Source organism: Pseudoalteromonas sp. P1-30 (assembly GCF_001400005.1).
Classification (GTDB): domain Bacteria; phylum Pseudomonadota; class Gammaproteobacteria; order Enterobacterales; family Alteromonadaceae; genus Pseudoalteromonas; species Pseudoalteromonas atlantica.
The window spans coordinates 97,304-113,521 of the sequence record NZ_LKBC01000007.1 but is presented as its reverse complement, the minus strand read 5'-3'; the positions used below and the strand labels follow the sequence as shown (position 1 = coordinate 113,521).

At 40.7% G+C, this 16,218-nt stretch carries 15 protein-coding genes; 10 read left to right on the top strand and 5 right to left on the bottom strand.

The genetic code is table 11. The annotated features are described in order from the left end of the window. Nucleotides 1-14: 14 nt before the first annotated feature. Genes AN395_RS12550 through AN395_RS12535 form a run of 4 tightly spaced genes read left to right on the top strand, consistent with a single transcriptional unit; the run spans nt 15 to nt 3,765 of the window. The gene (locus tag AN395_RS12550; protein ID WP_054983205.1) at nt 15-1,157 is read left to right on the top strand and encodes a methyltransferase; all 1,143 of its coding nucleotides are present in this window, start codon (nt 15-17) and stop codon (nt 1,155-1,157) included. Nucleotide 1,158: 1 nt separating this feature from the next. Continuing rightward, complete coding sequence (locus tag AN395_RS12545) at nt 1,159-1,719, top strand: YajG family lipoprotein (protein WP_004587148.1); 561 nt, start codon at nt 1,159-1,161, stop codon at nt 1,717-1,719. A gap of 2 nt (nt 1,720-1,721) precedes the next feature. Continuing rightward, entirely contained in the window at nt 1,722-2,339 is a 618-nt protein-coding gene (locus AN395_RS12540; protein WP_004587149.1) for a peptidylprolyl isomerase, read from the top strand. A gap of 46 nt (nt 2,340-2,385) precedes the next feature. Next, entirely contained in the window at nt 2,386-3,765 is a 1,380-nt protein-coding gene (locus AN395_RS12535) for an AmpG family muropeptide MFS transporter (RefSeq protein WP_004587150.1), read from the top strand. Nucleotides 3,766-3,836: 71 nt separating this feature from the next. Here the strand turns inward: AN395_RS12535 and AN395_RS12530 are convergent, their stop codons facing one another. Then, the gene (locus AN395_RS12530) at nt 3,837-4,076 is read right to left on the bottom strand and encodes a helix-turn-helix domain-containing protein (RefSeq protein WP_004587151.1); all 240 of its coding nucleotides are present in this window, start codon (nt 4,074-4,076) and stop codon (nt 3,837-3,839) included. A gap of 498 nt (nt 4,077-4,574) precedes the next feature. Here AN395_RS12530 and AN395_RS12525 point away from each other — a divergent pair, with 498 nt between their 5' ends. Beyond that, complete coding sequence (locus AN395_RS12525; RefSeq protein WP_004587152.1) at nt 4,575-4,763, top strand: hypothetical protein; 189 nt, start codon at nt 4,575-4,577, stop codon at nt 4,761-4,763. A gap of 48 nt (nt 4,764-4,811) precedes the next feature. Here the strand turns inward: AN395_RS12525 and erpA are convergent, their stop codons facing one another. Continuing rightward, nucleotides 4,812-5,150, bottom strand: coding sequence for an iron-sulfur cluster insertion protein ErpA (gene erpA, locus AN395_RS12520; protein WP_002958911.1), 339 nt, complete (start codon nt 5,148-5,150; stop codon nt 4,812-4,814). A gap of 248 nt (nt 5,151-5,398) precedes the next feature. Between erpA and AN395_RS12515 the strand changes: the two genes are divergently transcribed. The 5 genes from AN395_RS12515 (at nt 5,399) to AN395_RS12495 (ending at nt 11,969) form a co-directional block, all read left to right on the top strand. After that, nucleotides 5,399-7,081, top strand: a complete 1,683-nt coding sequence (locus tag AN395_RS12515) for a chloride channel protein (protein ID WP_024034303.1) — start codon at nt 5,399-5,401, stop codon at nt 7,079-7,081. Nucleotides 7,082-7,088: 7 nt separating this feature from the next. Beyond that, nucleotides 7,089-7,523, top strand: a complete 435-nt coding sequence (locus AN395_RS12510) for a CopD family protein (RefSeq protein WP_054983204.1) — start codon at nt 7,089-7,091, stop codon at nt 7,521-7,523. Between the two features lie 116 nt (nt 7,524-7,639). Further along, nucleotides 7,640-8,656 carry an aspartate carbamoyltransferase gene (locus AN395_RS12505; RefSeq protein ID WP_004587156.1) on the top strand — a complete coding sequence of 339 codons (1,017 nt, stop codon included), beginning with the start codon at nt 7,640-7,642 and terminating at the stop codon, nt 8,654-8,656. 35 nt (nt 8,657-8,691) lie between these two features. Continuing rightward, the gene (gene hemL / locus AN395_RS12500) at nt 8,692-9,972 is read left to right on the top strand and encodes a glutamate-1-semialdehyde 2,1-aminomutase (protein ID WP_054983203.1); all 1,281 of its coding nucleotides are present in this window, start codon (nt 8,692-8,694) and stop codon (nt 9,970-9,972) included. Nucleotides 9,973-10,127: 155 nt separating this feature from the next. Beyond that, nucleotides 10,128-11,969: a methyl-accepting chemotaxis protein gene (locus AN395_RS12495; protein ID WP_054983202.1), complete on the top strand. Its 1,842-nt coding sequence runs from the start codon at nt 10,128-10,130 to the stop codon at nt 11,967-11,969. 61 nt (nt 11,970-12,030) lie between these two features. On the opposite strand, the gene mrcB is transcribed toward AN395_RS12495, so the two are convergent. The 3 genes from mrcB to AN395_RS12480 all read right to left on the bottom strand — a co-directional run bounded on the left by mrcB (nt 12,031) and on the right by AN395_RS12480 (nt 16,102). Next, nucleotides 12,031-14,373, bottom strand: coding sequence for a penicillin-binding protein 1B (mrcB, locus tag AN395_RS12490; RefSeq protein WP_054983201.1), 2,343 nt, complete (start codon nt 14,371-14,373; stop codon nt 12,031-12,033). Nucleotides 14,374-14,521: 148 nt separating this feature from the next. Continuing rightward, a complete protein-coding gene (locus AN395_RS12485) occupies nt 14,522-15,751 on the bottom strand; it encodes an ammonium transporter (protein ID WP_054983200.1) in 1,230 nt (409 codons plus the stop codon). A 12-nt stretch (nt 15,752-15,763) separates the two neighbouring features. Beyond that, nucleotides 15,764-16,102 (bottom strand): P-II family nitrogen regulator, encoded by a 339-nt coding sequence (locus tag AN395_RS12480; protein WP_004587162.1) that lies wholly within the window; start codon nt 16,100-16,102, stop codon nt 15,764-15,766. Nucleotides 16,103-16,218 lie beyond the last annotated feature (116 nt).

Genomic DNA, 16,218 nt, shown 5'->3' with positions numbered 1-16,218 from the left:
ATCAACAAACCATTATGACGACGCAAGCCCAGCTAGGCGATAAAACATTTACTCTTGAACGTTTCCCTTTGGATCAAAAAAACCGCAGTTTACGAGCGTGGGATTCGGCCGACGAGTACCTTATCAATTATGTTAACGAACATCACCCTGATTGTCGCTCATTACTAATTTTAAACGACGCGTTTGGTGCCCTTGCCTGTTATTTTAGTGAATTAACGGTTTGTTCAGTTAACGATTCTTATATTAGCCACCAAGCTGCAGCCTATAATTTAAAAGAAAATAAACTATCAACAGCCCAATTTACACAGTTAGATAGCTTATCTGCGCTGCCTGAAGAGGTTGATTTAGTACTTATAAAAATACCGCGTAACGTCGGGTTTTTACAGTTTCAATTAAGCGAGTTGAGTGAAGTACTTGCCCCTGGCACACCGGTTATTGCCGCGGGTAAAACAAAGGAAATTCATAACTCAACTATAAAAGCGTTTGAGCAATTTATTGGCGAAACCAAAACAAGTTTGGCCGTTAAAAAGTCGCGTTTAATATTAAGTACAGCTAAAGGCGGTTATAAAGAAGCTAACTTCCCGGTAAGTTGGCAGCTTGAAGGCACTGATTTTAATATAACGAACCATGCCAATGTGTTTTCGCGCGATTCGTTAGATATAGGTGCACGGTTCTTTTTTAATTACTTGCCGCAAACCTCAAAAGCAAAAAGTATTATCGACTTAGGTTGTGGTAATGGTGTGGTGGGTTTAATGACGTTATCACGCTGTCCAAATGCGTCGGTAACCTTTGTTGATGAGTCGTACATGGCGGTCGAATCTGCACGTTTAAATGTAGAACTTAACCAAGCAAATAAATTTGATGATTGCCAATTTATAGAAAACGATTGTTTAACCGGCTTTGCAAGAGACAGTGTGGATATGGTGTTGTGTAACCCTCCATTTCACCAAGCCCAAGCTGTTACCGACCACATTGCGTGGCAAATGTTTAAACAAGCAAAAGATACATTAAAAGAAGGTGGCGAGCTGCGTATTATTGGTAATCGTCATTTAGATTATCACGATAAATTAAATCGTATGTTTGGTAACTGTAAGCTATTAGGTTCAAACAAAAAGTTTGTAGTGCTCAGCGCAACTAAAAATAGTGGGATGCTATAAAATGAAATTAACTAAATTTATTTTAGCCTGTTGCTCCATGCTGGTGTTTAGCGCATGCAGTAACCAGCCAAACCAAGTGATATTAAACCCGGTTTATAAAAGTGGCCAAATTAGCGTTATTTCAGCCAGTTTAAGTACCAGCGTTATTGATTTACGTGGTGATAGCGCAACCCTTAAGCTTGTTGAGTCGGACAAAACCAAAACCTTTGCCAGCCAAGATATTGTAACCTCTGTTAAAAGCGTATTAGATAGCGCGCTAAATCGTAACGGGGCAAGTATTTCAAACCTAGCAACAACCCGCTTTGAACTAGACATTCATGCCTTACAAGCAAAGGTGACTGAAAAGCTCATGAGCCATACCAGCGAAGCGCACATTGAGCTAGGCGTAAGGGTCATTCGCTCTACCAGCAATTTTAGTAAAGTGTATCGTGGCAGTGCTAATTTAGAAGGGCCGCTGAGCCACGATCGCGCCAAAATTGAAGGTCAACTCAATAAGTTGACGGAACAAATTATAACCCGCATTGTATCGGACCCAGAATTAATTGAATTTTTAGAAGGTTAACAATGAAACGATTTTTAATCTGCTTAAGCCTACTATTTAGTGTAAGCACCTTTGCCGCGCAAGAAGGCCGTTTTGTTCAAAAAGACAATATTTTCCCGCGTGTAGAAATAGTCACGTCATTGGGTAGCATTGTGGTTGAGCTAGACCGCTCAAAAGCCCCTATTACGGTAAATAACTTTTTAACCTACGTAATGGATAAAAGTTACCAAGGCAGTATATTCCACCGTGTAGAACGTGATGTTGAAAACGACCGTGACTTTGTAATACAAGGTGGTGGCTACGATAAAGACCTTGATGGCTTACACGAAAACGACCCTATATTTAACGAAAGTGGCAATGGTTTAAAAAATGATATGTACAGCATCGCTATGGCGTATCAAGACCGTGAACCGCATTCAGGAACTCGCCAGTTCTTTTTTAATATGGATGATAACGATCATTTAAACCCAGGTAGAGATTGGGGCTTTGCCGTGTTTGGCAATGTAATGGATGGTTACGACACGCTAGATAAAATTATGGCTGTTGAAACCGGCTTTAATGAAAAAATTGGCTACGACTTTGTACCAAAAACGCCCGTTGTTATTTTAAATATTAAAGTACTTGAGCAAACCCCATTATAAATCACTGAGGTGCAACTAAGTTGCACCCAACGCCAATGAAGGCCCTATGAGCAAAACCCTCTCAGTAAGCGAATATTTCTCGTATTTTAAAGATAAACGTTTAATCAATATTTTTATATTTGGTATGAGCAGTGGTTTTCCATGGGTACTGATTGGCTCTGTGATGTCGGCTTGGCTAAAAGACGAAGGCCTAAGCCGCAGTATGATTGGCTTATTTGGTATTGTATTTGGCGCATACAGCATTAATTTTATGTGGTCGCCGCTTATTGATAGAACCAAACTGCCGTTATTGTACAAGTGGTTTGGGCAACGTCGCAGCTGGATTTTATTTTGCCAAAGCTTTATGTTTATTGGCACCCTGCTTTTAGCGGGGCTTGATTTAAAAGCAAACTTAGCGATTGCCGCCGGCTTGTGTTTACTCATCGCAGTCGCCTCTGCCACACAAGACATAGCAATTGATGCTTTTAGAATAGACACGTTAAGCGAAAACGAATCTCATAAAGCCACTGCAGCTGCTGCTATGGCCACATCGGGTTGGTGGACAGGTTATGCATTACTAGGGGCTATACCTTTTTACATGGCCGATATCCCCTCTTTAGATTGGCCACAAGTGTATTACTTTTTAGCCGCTGTTATGTTGATACTAATGAGCGGCGTGTTATTTGCCAAAGAGCCTAAATCAAACCGAGAAGCTGTTCACGCAGAGCTTGAGCGCGTATACCTTGAAAAACTAGCCAGCATTAAGCAAACGCCCTTTACTAAAGTGATTGCTTGGCTTGGCGTTACAGTGGTTGATCCCTTTAAAACCTTTTTTGCTAAAAATGGGGTTAAAACAGCCCTTGCCTTATTAGCATTTATTTTCTTATTTAAAATAGGCGAAGCTTTTTTAGGGCGTATGTCGATTGTTTTTTATAAAGAAATAGGCTTTAGCAACAGCGATATAGCCACTTTTTCAAAAGTAGGCACTGCAGTACTCACCATTGCTTTTACCTTTGTGGGCAGCTTGTTTAATCAAAAGTACGGCATTGTAAAAGGGCTATTTATAAGTGGTGTAGCTATGGCGGGGTCTAATTTAGCATTTTCGGCTATTGCGCTGGTTGGCCCTAATTTAGGCTTATACGCTTTTGCTATTGTAATTGACGGCTTTACTCAGGCTTGGTCGTTAGTCGCTATGGTGGCATTTATATCGATGTTATGTGACCGGGCATTTAGTGCAACACATTATGCTTTACTGGCTTCGCTTGGGAATTTAGGGCGTACATTGCTTTCAAGTTACAGTGGTGTGGTTATTGATGATTGGCTAATGGGAAATTGGGCATTATTTTTTGTGTTAACGGCATTAATGGTAATACCTTCGCTGGTGTTTTTATATTTGATTAGGCATAAGCTCTATCAGTTAGAGCAAAATTACCATAAAAATATGTAATGCATCCTTGCATTAACGTGATTTGCTTAGGCCGTTCAAGTGCCCCTTATAACACCCTAAGCAAAACAATATTAATCCGCTTTAATTAAGCCTAGCGCTTCATGCGGATCAACTTCAAGTGCATTACAGTAACGTACAAACTCAATAACATCTAAGCGGCGTTCTTGATTTTCAATCTTACCGATAAATGAGTGAGGTGTTCCTAGCACTTGTGCCAGGCTACGCATTGTATGACCCTTTTCATGGCGTTTTGTTTTAAGCCATTTAGTTAGCTTTTCGTTTTCTTCAGAAGAAACAGTCTTGCCCATCATTTTACATCTCCTACTAGATGATATGACATACCCGTCAAAGCAGTAGTCACACAATGATTGGAGGCATATAAGCAGATACCCACTACATTATTCAATAGCAAGCTATTGCTTAAATAAGCAAAGGTATTGCTACTTATTCAACCTACCAATCTATTCAGTGCTAACCCGCAAAAATAGGATATAGGTTTATTTTTATTAAGAGTGAAATTTTGCCCGTCTCACTCTTGGATACATTATATACTATTAACAGTTCGGTTAAATAATTAATTACATAGTTTGCATAAATTTACCCAACCACTAACCTTTACTTATGCTGAATATTTAAGTTAACGTACCAAAAATATTAAGTTTTTTCCTAAAAAAATAATTGTAAGATAAAAGCACTTTGTTACAAATTAACGTGCGAATAACCTTGCTGTATTGATGTTTAAACAACAGTAAGGGTAAAAAGTTCCCATAAATAACGTTTTTCCCTAACTAAGGGACTAAAGAGGAAGTATGTTTAGAGTCTTATTTTTGTTGCCTATTTTACTATGCTTTTTATGGTTTTTGTTTTTACGTCACTACGGAGTACCCATTAAACAAGGTAAAAAAGGCTTTTTATACATACTTGCCTTTTCTGCTTTTGTATTAGGCTTTTTTGTATTAATAATGCAGTTTACCCATTACAGCCCAATTGAATTTTAGGCATTAAAAAAGCCGCTAACGCGGCTTTAATAGCTAAGCGTAAATTGCTTAAACGCTAAAACTTGCACCACACCCACAGGTAGTCGTTGCATTAGGATTAGATACAAAAAAGCGTGCGCCTTCTAACCCTTCGGTGTAATCCACTTCGCCATCAACTAAGTACTGAATACTCATTGGGTCAATAACCAGGGTTACACCATTTTTAACTATTTCTAAATCGCCAGGATTTGCTTTTTCATCAAAAGTAAAACCATATTGAAAACCAGAACAACCACCACCTGTTACGTAAACACGCAGTTTTAAATCTGGATTTTCTTCTTCGTCGATTAACTGTTTAACACGAACAGCAGCTGCATCGCTGAACTTTATTGGTAATTCTTCAGACATTTTAAAACCCTCAATATCGCAATGGCGTGATTATCTAATACCCGAGTGTTTTAATCAAGTATAGTCAAACATCTCTTGAGGTATCTTAGGCTTTTAACTATTGCTTTAGCCGATACGATAGCAAAATGTGTTTTCAGTGATTGCTGTAATATTTGTTAATATAAGTGTTTAAAATTGCAAAATCACAAGGACTTACCTGCACACTTTTGTTAAACTGCTCGCTGAAAAAATGTGGCGGAGAATACAGCATGTGGCTTGAGCAACTCAGGCGTCGATTAGCAAAACCAAAAACCTCTGTGCAATTATGCTTATTAGGCGTAAGTGCTGGTTTAATTGCTGCATTTTTTATTATTTTATTTCGCTTAACGATTCTGTTTTTTCAAAGCTTATTTTTAGACACTCCCGATAATTTTACGACTATCCCCACTATTGAACGGGTTTTAATGCCGTTAATTGCTGCGCTACTGATTGCTACATTTGCTGCATTTACTGGCTTTAAGCACTACCGATTAGGCATTCCTTTTGTTATTCATCGCATTAAACGCCACTACGGGCAAATGCCGCTTTACAACACCGTAAACCAATTTGTTGGTGGTGCACTGGCACTTATTAGTGGTTTTTCGGTGGGCCGCGAAGGGCCATCTGTTCATATGGGCGCCACTGGCGCAAGTATATTAGCCGATAAACTTCATTTACCACATAACGCCATGCGTACATTAAGTGGCTGTGGTGTCGCCGCTGGTATTGCGGCCTCGTTTAATACCCCACTGGCTGCGGTTATTTTTGTAATGGAAGTGGTGCTACGTGAGTACAAAGTGCATATTTTTGTACCAATTATGCTTGCCGCACTAACTGGTGCATTAGCAACCCAATTTGTGTTTGGTGAAGGCTCAGAGCTTGCACTTATTAGCATTACGCCATTGAGTGGTTGGCATTACCCATATTTAATTTTATGTGGCATGGCCTTAGGGGCAATTGCCTATAGCTTTAATCAAAATTTAATGCTGATCATAAAAACATTTAAACCTTTAAGCATGTTTCCTCGTTTACTCATTGCAGGTTGTATTGCGAGTATTATTGCCTATGCAGTGCCCCAAGCAATGGGTTCGGGTATGAGTGCGATTACTATTGCGGTTGAATCGCCTGAAAACGCGCAGCTACTTACCACTATTTTAATAGCTAAACTGCTGGCGACCCTGTTTGCCATTGGCCTAGGAATACCGGGCGGCTTAATAGGTCCCGTTATTGGGCTAGGTGTATTAACAGGTACTTTAATGGCCTTTTTTGCCCAGTTTATAAGCCCAGGTGCTGACATTGCAGGCACATACGGCGTATTAGGAATGGCCGGTTTACTCGCAGCTACATTACATGCGCCGTTAGCAGCATTAACAACTGTGATGGAGCTTACGTCCTCGCCAGAGATTATTGTACCGGCCATGTTAGTGATAACAACCGCCTATGTAACGGCGCTGCAAGTATTTGGCAATCGGTCTATATTTTTGCAACAGCTCGATTTTCAGGGGCTACCCTATCATGTATCACCCGCAACGGAGGCGCTACAAAAAGTGGGCATAATGGATGATATGGATGAGGACTTTAAACTGCTTTATTCAGACGATAAAGAGCAAATTAAAAACACCTTAGACGCCATGGACAGCCAAACCCCTTTAATAGTTTACGATGAAGAAAACGGCTATCGCCTAGCAGAGTACGACCTTACCCTGATGTCGGGCGAAAATATAAATATAAACTACATTAGTTTACAAGGCATTAGCAGCCAGTCGACCTTAGCTGATGCCTTTGATATTTTAAAAGATAAACGCAGCGGCGCCCTGTATGTATACAACTTGCTAGATGATCAGCAAATAATGGGGCTATTACGCTGGGATCAAATAAATAATATTTTAACTATTCGTAACAGCCTACTTTAGGATTCTTATGAGCGCTTTACTAATTTATAAAACACTGCACATTTTTTTTATGATTGCTTGGTTTGCCGGTATTTTTTATTTACCTCGGTTATTTGTATACCACGCAATGAGCGAAGAAAAAGCCTGTAACTCAATGCTTAAAGTGATGGAACGCCGGCTACTCTTTTTTGTTACCCCGTTTGCTATTTTAACGGCCGTTTTTGGTGTACTCACTATTGTAGAATATGGCCGTGAGTGGTTTAGATACAGCATGTGGCTGCACTACAAACTAGTACTGGTCATTATTTTATATCTATATCACGGCTACTGCTTTAAATTACTGAGCGACTTTAAACACGACAGAAATACCAAAACGGACCGCTTTTATCGTATTTTTAATGAGCTCCCAGTTATTGCGCTGCTAATTATTGTTACGCTTGCGGTAATAAAACCTAATTTATAAGCTGTGTAGCGCATGTTAAACTGCGCTGCAATTTACAATACTTGCTATAACACGCGCGATTGCGTGCCCCATTTTTATGGATTATCGCGCCCCTTTGATTGATTAGGAATAACCCCATGTTAAGTTTCCAAGGTGAACATATACTGTCGGTAAATCAACTCGACAGAGACTGCATTGAGCGTATTTTTGCAGTAGCGAAAAAAATGGAGCCTTATGCTAAAAAACAAAAGCAAACAACAGTGCTAGAAGGCGCTATTTTAGCTAATTTGTTTTTTGAACCAAGCACGCGTACGCGTGTAAGCTTTGGTACTGCCTTTAATTTACTAGGCGGTGGCGTGCGCGAAACAACCGGCATGCAAAGCTCAGCCCTTGCTAAAGGCGAATCGCTTTACGACACTGCGCGCGTTATTTCAGCGTACGCTGATGCCGTTGCTATGCGCCACCCTGATGCAGGCTCGGTAAGCGAATTTGCAGACGGTTGTACCGTACCGGTAATTAACGGAGGTGATGGCCCAAACGAGCACCCTACTCAAGCACTACTTGACTTGCTTACTATTGAGCGCGAACTCAACCGATTTGATCAAAACATTGATGGCATGCATATCGCCTTAGTTGGCGATTTAAAATATGGACGCACAGTACATTCATTATCTAAATTATTGTGCCATTACAAAAACGTAAAATTTTCGATGGTGGCGCCCGATGGCCTGCAAATGCCAACGAGTATTTTAGATGCGGTAGAAAATGCAGGCCATAAAATACAATTAGTCAACAAAATGGAAGGGAACTTAGCAGCCGATATTGTGTACCAAACACGTATTCAAGAAGAGCGCTTTCCTTCACAAGAAGAGGCTAATAAATACCGTGGCGGCTTTAGAATTAGCCAATCAATTTATAACGCGCACTGTAAGCCAAATTCCGTGCTTATGCACCCGCTCCCACGCGATAGCCGTTTAGAAGCTAATGAGCTTGATAACGACTTAAACAGTAACGACAATTTAGCTATTTTCCGCCAAGTACAAAATGGCGTGTTAATTCGTATGGCACTGTTTGCTTTAACCCTCGGCGTAGAAAATAAAGTCGAGCAATATGAAGTAGACGTACCTTGGTTTAGCCGCAAACGCGACAGCTAAACATTTTTACCAAGCGACAACTAATAGGATTTTTCATGACAATAAGCCAAGATTTATTTAATCGTGCACAAACTTCAATTCCTGGTGGCGTAAATTCACCTGTACGTGCATTTAACGGTGTTGGTGGTACGCCACTATTTATTACCAAAGCCGAGGGTGCCTTTACCTTTGATGCCGATGGTAACCGTTATATCGATTATGTAGGTTCATGGGGCCCGATGATCATGGGCCATAACCACCCAGCTATAAAGCAAGCTGTTCACGAAGCGGTAGAAAACGGTTTAAGTTATGGGGCGCCCACTGAAGCCGAAATTTTAATGGCCGAAAAAGTAAAAGCGCTTGTCCCCTCAATCGAAAAAGTACGTATGGTAAGCTCTGGTACCGAAGCAACAATGAGCGCCATTCGCTTAGCTCGTGGCTATACAGGGCGTGATAAAATCCTTAAGTTTGAAGGTTGTTACCACGGCCATGCCGACTCATTATTAGTAAAAGCAGGTTCTGGCGCATTAACCATGGGTGTGCCAAATTCACCTGGTATCCCTGAGGATTTTGCAAAGCACACGCTTACCGTATCGTTTAATAACCTTGATGAAGTAAAAGCGGTATTTGAAAAATACGCAGACGATATTGCCTGTATCATCGTTGAGCCAGTAGCGGGTAACATGAACTGTATTCCTCCTGTAGAAGGCTTTTTAGAAGGCTTGCGTGCAGTATGTGATGAGTACAAATCGGTGCTTATTTTTGACGAAGTAATGACCGGTTTTCGTGTTGCATTAGGTGGCGCTCAGGCGTATTACAACATAAAACCTGACTTAACATGTTTAGGTAAAGTCATTGGTGGCGGCATGCCTGTTGGTGCCTTTGGCGGCAAAACCGAAATTATGGATTACATTGCGCCAGTAGGTCCGGTTTACCAAGCCGGTACTCTTTCTGGTAACCCTATTGCAATGGCTGCGGGTTTAAAATCGCTTGAGCTATTAAGTGAGCCAGGTTTGCACGATAAGTTAGAAGCTATTTCTAAAGCTATTTGTGAAGGCTTTGAAGCAGGCGCTAAAAAAGCTGGCATTCCTCTAACCACTAACTACGCTGGCGGTATGTATGGCTTTTTCTTCACTGATGCTGAAAAAGTGACAACTTACCAGCAAGCAACTGAATGTGATTTAGAACGCTTTAAACGCTTTTTCCACTTAATGTTGGAAGAAGGCGTATACCTAGCACCTTCTGCATTTGAAGCTGGCTTTGTGTGTGCTGCGCACACAGAGCAAGAAGTACAAGCGACTATAGAAGCTGCAGAGCGCGCCTTCGCTAAGCTATAAGCATCCAATACATGTGTTAATAATGTGCGTTATTAACTCTAAAGTTAAAAAAGCCCTTACGGGCTTTTTTATTTGTGCGTATTGATAATTGAATGGTTTTTAGCCTTTATACGGTCTCACTTTTTAGACTCACTTTTACCCCACAAGAGAAACGTATGACGAGCTTAAGGCACTTAGCAGCACCTGCTATATCATTAATGGGCAACTTAAAATATAAAACTAAAATTGGTTTAGTTTTTGGTATTTTATTATTACCCCTTGCGCTTAGTTTGTTTTTTTTAGTCTCTTTATTAAGCGAGAGTATCAGCGTCTCTCAAATGCAAAAACAAGGTTTACTGAGCTACAGAGACATTCTTGCAAATCAAATGCAGGGTGAAACCTATAAAAATATAAAAGTAGCAAAAGCACGTGGTTTTAATGTAAAAGATGAGCAAATGAATGACGTACTTGAGCTGGTTTCAATACAGTCTAATTTAGCCTTAGATAACCAACTTGCGAGTGCTTATGTTAATCGCGCATTAGTTACGCCTATACCTGCGCTTATCATGCAGATAAATGCGACAGCGCAAAGCGCTAATACCGTTCTTACTAACCAGCGTTTTACACCAGAGACTTTTATTGCGCTTTCAAACTTAAGTAAGTCGCTACCTTTGTACCAGCAGCAACTCGATAAAATACTTACAATTGCCACCACAGCCGATGCATCTGTAAATAAAGCACTCACGCCCTCTCTCACTAATTTACATAACGCCATAGCCGCTTTTAAAACAGCCATTGATAAAAAGCTGCTTGAACCAGATGATATACAGCTTACACAAAACGAATTTGCAGGGCTTACCAGCCAAGTGCTTAGTCGTATTAGCCAACTAATTGATAAAAGCATCCCTACCCTTGAATCGCTAATAAATGAAAAACTGAACACGCAACGCTTGACAAGAAACACTGTATTAGCTGCATCATTAATTAGTTTATTGATTGCATTTTACTTAATGGTTGGTTTTTACTTTGCTGTGGTCGATACCATTAATCGCTTTGCCGAAGCTGCGCAAAGTGCAGCAAATGGCGATTTAAATGCGGTTATCAACTCAAGTACTAATGATGAAATGGATATTATTGCAGCGCGATATAACGCACTTCTTAATGCCTTTTCAAAACTTTTAGAGAATGTAAAAGCAAGTACTGTGGAGCTATGCGGCGCCACTAAATCGCTTTCACAGGCAAGCAGCCAAACGAGTAACGATGTTGAAAAACAGCAAATACGGGTAAACGCTATTCATGATTCACTAAGTAATATGGAGCAAAGTGCAGTGAGTGTAGAAGAGTCTGCTAATCAAGCGATGTTAACAGCGCAAGATGCCGCGCAGCATGTAAAGCAAGGCTCTAACAACACCATGGAACTTGCCAAATACATGCAAGACCTTCAAGTTGAATTTACCGAAAGCCAACAAGCCCTCAATCGCTTAGCCCAAGATAGCCAAGAAATTAGTAAAGTAAGTAAAGGCATTAGCGAAATAGCCGATCAAACTAATTTATTAGCCCTAAACGCAGCAATAGAAGCCGCACGAGCCGGTGAACATGGCCGTGGTTTTGCCGTGGTAGCTGATGAAGTAAGAACCCTTGCCCAGCGTACACAAACTCAAACCCAAGAAATTCACCAAATAATTAGCTCTCTCCAACAAGCTTCTGACGATACACAACAAAAAATGCGCTCAAGTGTCCAGAAGATGGAACAATCGGTAAAAGCCGCCACCGAAACAAACGATATTTTACAAAGTGCAGAGCAAAGTATGGGCGATATAAAACACCAAGGCGAGGAAATAGCACTGCGGGTTAAAGAGCAATCTAACGCAACCACCCAAGCATTAAGTGATTCGCAAGAAGTCAGTAACTTAGCAGATCACACTCTTCTCTCTGCACAATCTACACTGCAAGACGCACAGCAACTTAGTCAGCTCTCTGATGACTTAACTAAATCAATGCAGTTTTTTAAATCTTGATAGGAAGCTAAATATAATAAAACCGCTGAGTTAGCGGTTTTATTATTAAGGTTTTATTTTATTAGCGTATACACTGCGGCCTAGGTTCAAACTCACTGGCTCTTAGTGGTAACTGAATGACTTTTCCGCATCCGGGCGGTGCTTGTAAACCCGTTCTTTCATTGACGAAAGCCCATCTTATTGATGGCGGGCGTGTATCTGCTATTGCTTCAGGGTTGAGCGGTTTTAAGTAACGAATATAAGCTTCTAAGGCGCCCACACTCCCTGTTAAACCGGTGCTTCTATTGTCGTCTCTACCAAGCCATGCAACGGTCACTGTGTTTTGATCAAACCCTGCAAACCAGCTATCACGTAAATCATTACTAGTGCCTGTTTTACCGGCAAGCTGAATTGATGGAAAGTGTAAATTTAAACGCTTAGCGGTGCCGTCTTTTGTCACTCGCTTCATGGCATATTTAGTCATATATACAGAGTCTTTTGCAAAGCGCGGCTCAGACTTAACTTTATGCTTATACAATACGTTACCTACCGAGTCTGTTAGCGCAGATACAGAAGTAAGCTCTCTATACTCGCCATCTGCTGCGATAGTGGTATAAAGCTGGGCAACCTCAAAGCTCGACATTTCTACAGCACCAAGTAGCAGCGAGGGGTATTCATCTATATTACCTTTTGCTCCTAACCCTTTGAGCGTATTTGCTACTTTATCAACACCTACATCTAGGCCTAAATTTACCGCAGGAATATTAATACTGTTACTAAAGGCTTTATAAAGTGGTAATGCACCTCGGTATTGGTGATCAAAGTTCTCAGGTTGCCACACTTTACCTTGCTCATTTGTTACCTGCACAGGGGAGTCATCAAGTAATGTGGCTAAGTTATAATGTGGTAACTGCAGGGCTGTTAAGTACACCGCGGGTTTAACTAAAGAGCCAATATTTCGTTTAGTATCGAGCACTCGGTTAAAACCTGAGTAGCGAACATCGCGCCCCGACACTAAAGCCGACACACCGCCTTTTTCTACATTAACTGAGATCATGGCTGCTTCGAGTTTATCCGTGTTAGGACGTTTTTCTAAATACGGTAAACTTTTTTGAATGGACTCTTCCATCGCCGTTTGTTTTTGCAAATCAAAGTAAGTAAATACACGCACACCGGCATCTAGTGTTTTTTGATCAGGTAATAACTGCTTAAGCTCACGGTTTACAAGTTCTAAAAAGCCAGGGTATGACTTTTGTAAACTTGCTTTCATAGGCGCTATATCAATTGGGCGTTTAAGTGATGCACGGTATTCTTTTGTAGTTAGTAGCTTGTTTTCAACCATTAAGCGCAGTACTAGGTCGCGACGCTCCATAGTGCGTTCTTTATAGCGACGAGGATTGTAATACGAAGGCCCTTTGACCATCGCTACCAGCAGCGCTATTTGGTCATATTCCAGCTCATCAACAGGCTTTGAAAAATAAAACTCAGAGGCCAAGCCCATGCCATGCACGCCTTGGTTATAAGATTGCCCTAGGTAAACTTCATTTAAATAAGCTTCTAAAATCTGATCTTTTGAATAACGGTAATCTAAAATAAGCGCAATAAATGCTTCATTTATTTTACGCACTAAAGAACGCTCACGCGTTAGGTATATATTTTTTGCAAGCTGCTGCGTTAAGGTGCTACCACCTTGCACGGTACGCCCTGCTTTAATGTTTGAATAGAGCGCGCGCAAAATAGAAAATACCGACACACCATGGTGCTGATAAAAATCCCGATCTTCTACCACTAATAACGTGTCTTTCAACATAGGCGGAAACTTATCAAGCGGTACAAACTCTCTATCTTGCTTTGAATCATTTCCAATACGGGCTATTTGCACAGGCTCTAGGCGAGCGCTGTTTAGGCGTCTGCCAAATTTATCTTTAATGGTTGCTACCTTTTGCCCCGCAAAACGCAGCTCAATAATGTGCGATTCTTCAAGGCCATCATAAAACTCAAAGTCGCGTCGGTAAATTTTTATGCTATCGGCTGTTTTTACAAACTGCCCCGTGCGGCTTAGCCTATTAACTGATGAATAATTGAGGCGCTCAAGCTCCCACACAACCTCTTGGCTAGATAAAAACTGCCCTGGGTAAAACTCCATTGAGCGTGCGTATACTTGGGCAGGTAACTGCCATTTATTACCTTCAAATATACGTGTTGTTTTTGAATCTAAATAAATAAGATACATGGCCATAGCAATAAAAACAGCTAAGCTCAATTTCCAAAAAACAGACCATGTTTTTCGCATAAATGTGCGTTTAACAACAGTGTTTGACGTTTTTTTAGTCGTTTTTGATTTAGCTTTACGTGGCGAGCTGGTTGCTTTAGGTGCACGCTTAGGAGTGGTTTTACTACTGGGTGTTTTTTTGTTGTCAGCCATTTAAATGTAATTTATTCCAAGGTTTATTCACGAGTGTGAGCTTAGCATATTGGCTATAGCCTAACACCTGAAAAGTTAACCTTCCCTGAAACGAAAAAAGCCCTACCAAGGTAGGGCTTTGTGAACACAATGATTAATCTATTTAATATTAGTTACTGCGAACAGATACAAACTCAGGGTAAGCATCAATGCCACAATCGTGTTGGTCCATACCGCTTAGCTCTTCTTCTTCGGTTACGCGAATACCCATAGTTTGCTTTAAAATAGCCCACACAATAAATGAAGCTACAAAAACAAAGACTAAAATAGTCACTAAACCAATAAGCTGTGTTACAAAGTTTGCATCGCCGTTAGATACAGGCACTAACATAATACCTAGCGCGCCACATACACCGTGAACAGAGATAGCACCTACTGGGTCATCAATCTTCGCTTTATCTAGAGCTACAATGCTAAATACAACCAGTGAGCCACCTAAAATACCTAGTAAACACGCCATTAATGGAGATGGTGAAAGTGGGTCTGCTGTAATAACAACTAAACCTGCTAATGCGCCGTTTAGTACCATAGTTAAATCAGCTTTACCCCACAACACTTTACATACAAACAGTGCAGCAATTGCACCCATTGCCGCTGCGGCATTGGTGTTAAGTAAAATTTGACCTACAGCTGTTGCATTTTCTTTGTCTGAAAGAAGTAATTGCGAACCACCGTTAAAACCAAACCAACCCATCCATAAAATAAACGTACCTAATGTAGCAAGTGGTAGGTTAGAGCCTGGAATTGGGTAAATTTCACCGTTTTTACCGTATTTACCTTTACGAGCGCCAAGTAAAATTACACCTGCTAAAGCAGCTGCAGCACCAGCACCGTGAACGATGGCAGAGCCTGCAAAATCTACAAAGCCCATTTCTGATAAGAAACCGCCGCCCCATGTCCAGTAACCTTCCATTGGGTAAATAAAGCCAGTTAAAACAACTGCAAATGCTAAGAAAGCAAATAACTTCATACGTTCAGCCACGGCACCCGATACAATCGACATAGCCGTTGCAACAAATACTACTTGGAAGAAAAAGTCAGATTCTAAAGAGTGGTCAGCATCGGCCGCTTGCGTGCCAATTAATGCGCCAATTGAAGGGATGATGCCGCCTTCAGCGTTGTCTACATACATAATGTTGTAGCCAACCAATAAAAACATGGTACATGCGATAGAATACAGCGCCACGTTTTTAGTTAAAATTTCAGTGGTATTTTTAGAGCGAACTAAACCCGCTTCTAACATGGCAAAACCTGCTGCCATCCACATTACTAGTATACCCGACACCAGAAAATAAAAGGTGTCGAGTGAAAATTTGAGTTCTACAATTGTGTTTTCCATTAATCAGCCCCCTTAAATTGCTTCTTCATCAAGTTCGCCCGTACGAATACGCACAATTTGATCTAAGTCGTACACGAAAATTTTACCGTCACCAATTTTGCCTGTTGATGCAATTTTGGTAATTGCTTCAACTACGCGTTGGCAATTTTCAGTACGAGTAGCAATTTCAAGTTTGATCTTAGGAATAAAATCTACCTGATACTCTGCTCCACGATACAGCTCTGTATGGCCTCGTTGACGTCCAAAACCTTTAACATCAACTACGGTCATCCCTTCAATACCTAAATCAGCGAGCGCTTCACGCACATCATCTAATTTAAATGGTTTTATGATTGCACTAATCATTTTCATAGTGGCCCCCTCGGACGCTTTATTGTTATCCTGTTGGCTTACATAATCCAACCTTTGTGCCACTATTAAAAAACATTTAATATCAAAGAGATAAGTATAAACAGTAAATTTAAAAC

Bases quoted from the DNA above. Each gene is read 5' to 3' on its own strand.
- AN395_RS12550 (WP_054983205.1), top strand. From the start codon at position 15: ATGACGACGCAAGCCCAGCTAGGCGATAAAACATTTACTCTTGAACGT.
- AN395_RS12545 (WP_004587148.1), top strand. From the start codon at position 1,159: ATGAAATTAACTAAATTTATTTTAGCCTGTTGCTCCATGCTGGTGTTT.
- AN395_RS12540 (WP_004587149.1), top strand. From the start codon at position 1,722: ATGAAACGATTTTTAATCTGCTTAAGCCTACTATTTAGTGTAAGCACC.
- AN395_RS12535 (WP_004587150.1), top strand. From the start codon at position 2,386: ATGAGCAAAACCCTCTCAGTAAGCGAATATTTCTCGTATTTTAAAGAT.
- AN395_RS12530 (WP_004587151.1), bottom strand. From the start codon at position 4,076: ATGATGGGCAAGACTGTTTCTTCTGAAGAAAACGAAAAGCTAACTAAA.
- AN395_RS12525 (WP_004587152.1), top strand. From the start codon at position 4,575: ATGTTTAGAGTCTTATTTTTGTTGCCTATTTTACTATGCTTTTTATGG.
- erpA (WP_002958911.1), bottom strand. From the start codon at position 5,150: ATGTCTGAAGAATTACCAATAAAGTTCAGCGATGCAGCTGCTGTTCGT.
- AN395_RS12515 (WP_024034303.1), top strand. From the start codon at position 5,399: ATGTGGCTTGAGCAACTCAGGCGTCGATTAGCAAAACCAAAAACCTCT.
- AN395_RS12510 (WP_054983204.1), top strand. From the start codon at position 7,089: ATGAGCGCTTTACTAATTTATAAAACACTGCACATTTTTTTTATGATT.
- AN395_RS12505 (WP_004587156.1), top strand. From the start codon at position 7,640: ATGTTAAGTTTCCAAGGTGAACATATACTGTCGGTAAATCAACTCGAC.
- hemL (WP_054983203.1), top strand. From the start codon at position 8,692: ATGACAATAAGCCAAGATTTATTTAATCGTGCACAAACTTCAATTCCT.
- AN395_RS12495 (WP_054983202.1), top strand. From the start codon at position 10,128: ATGACGAGCTTAAGGCACTTAGCAGCACCTGCTATATCATTAATGGGC.
- mrcB (WP_054983201.1), bottom strand. From the start codon at position 14,373: ATGGCTGACAACAAAAAAACACCCAGTAGTAAAACCACTCCTAAGCGT.
- AN395_RS12485 (WP_054983200.1), bottom strand. From the start codon at position 15,751: ATGGAAAACACAATTGTAGAACTCAAATTTTCACTCGACACCTTTTAT.
- AN395_RS12480 (WP_004587162.1), bottom strand. From the start codon at position 16,102: ATGAAAATGATTAGTGCAATCATAAAACCATTTAAATTAGATGATGTG.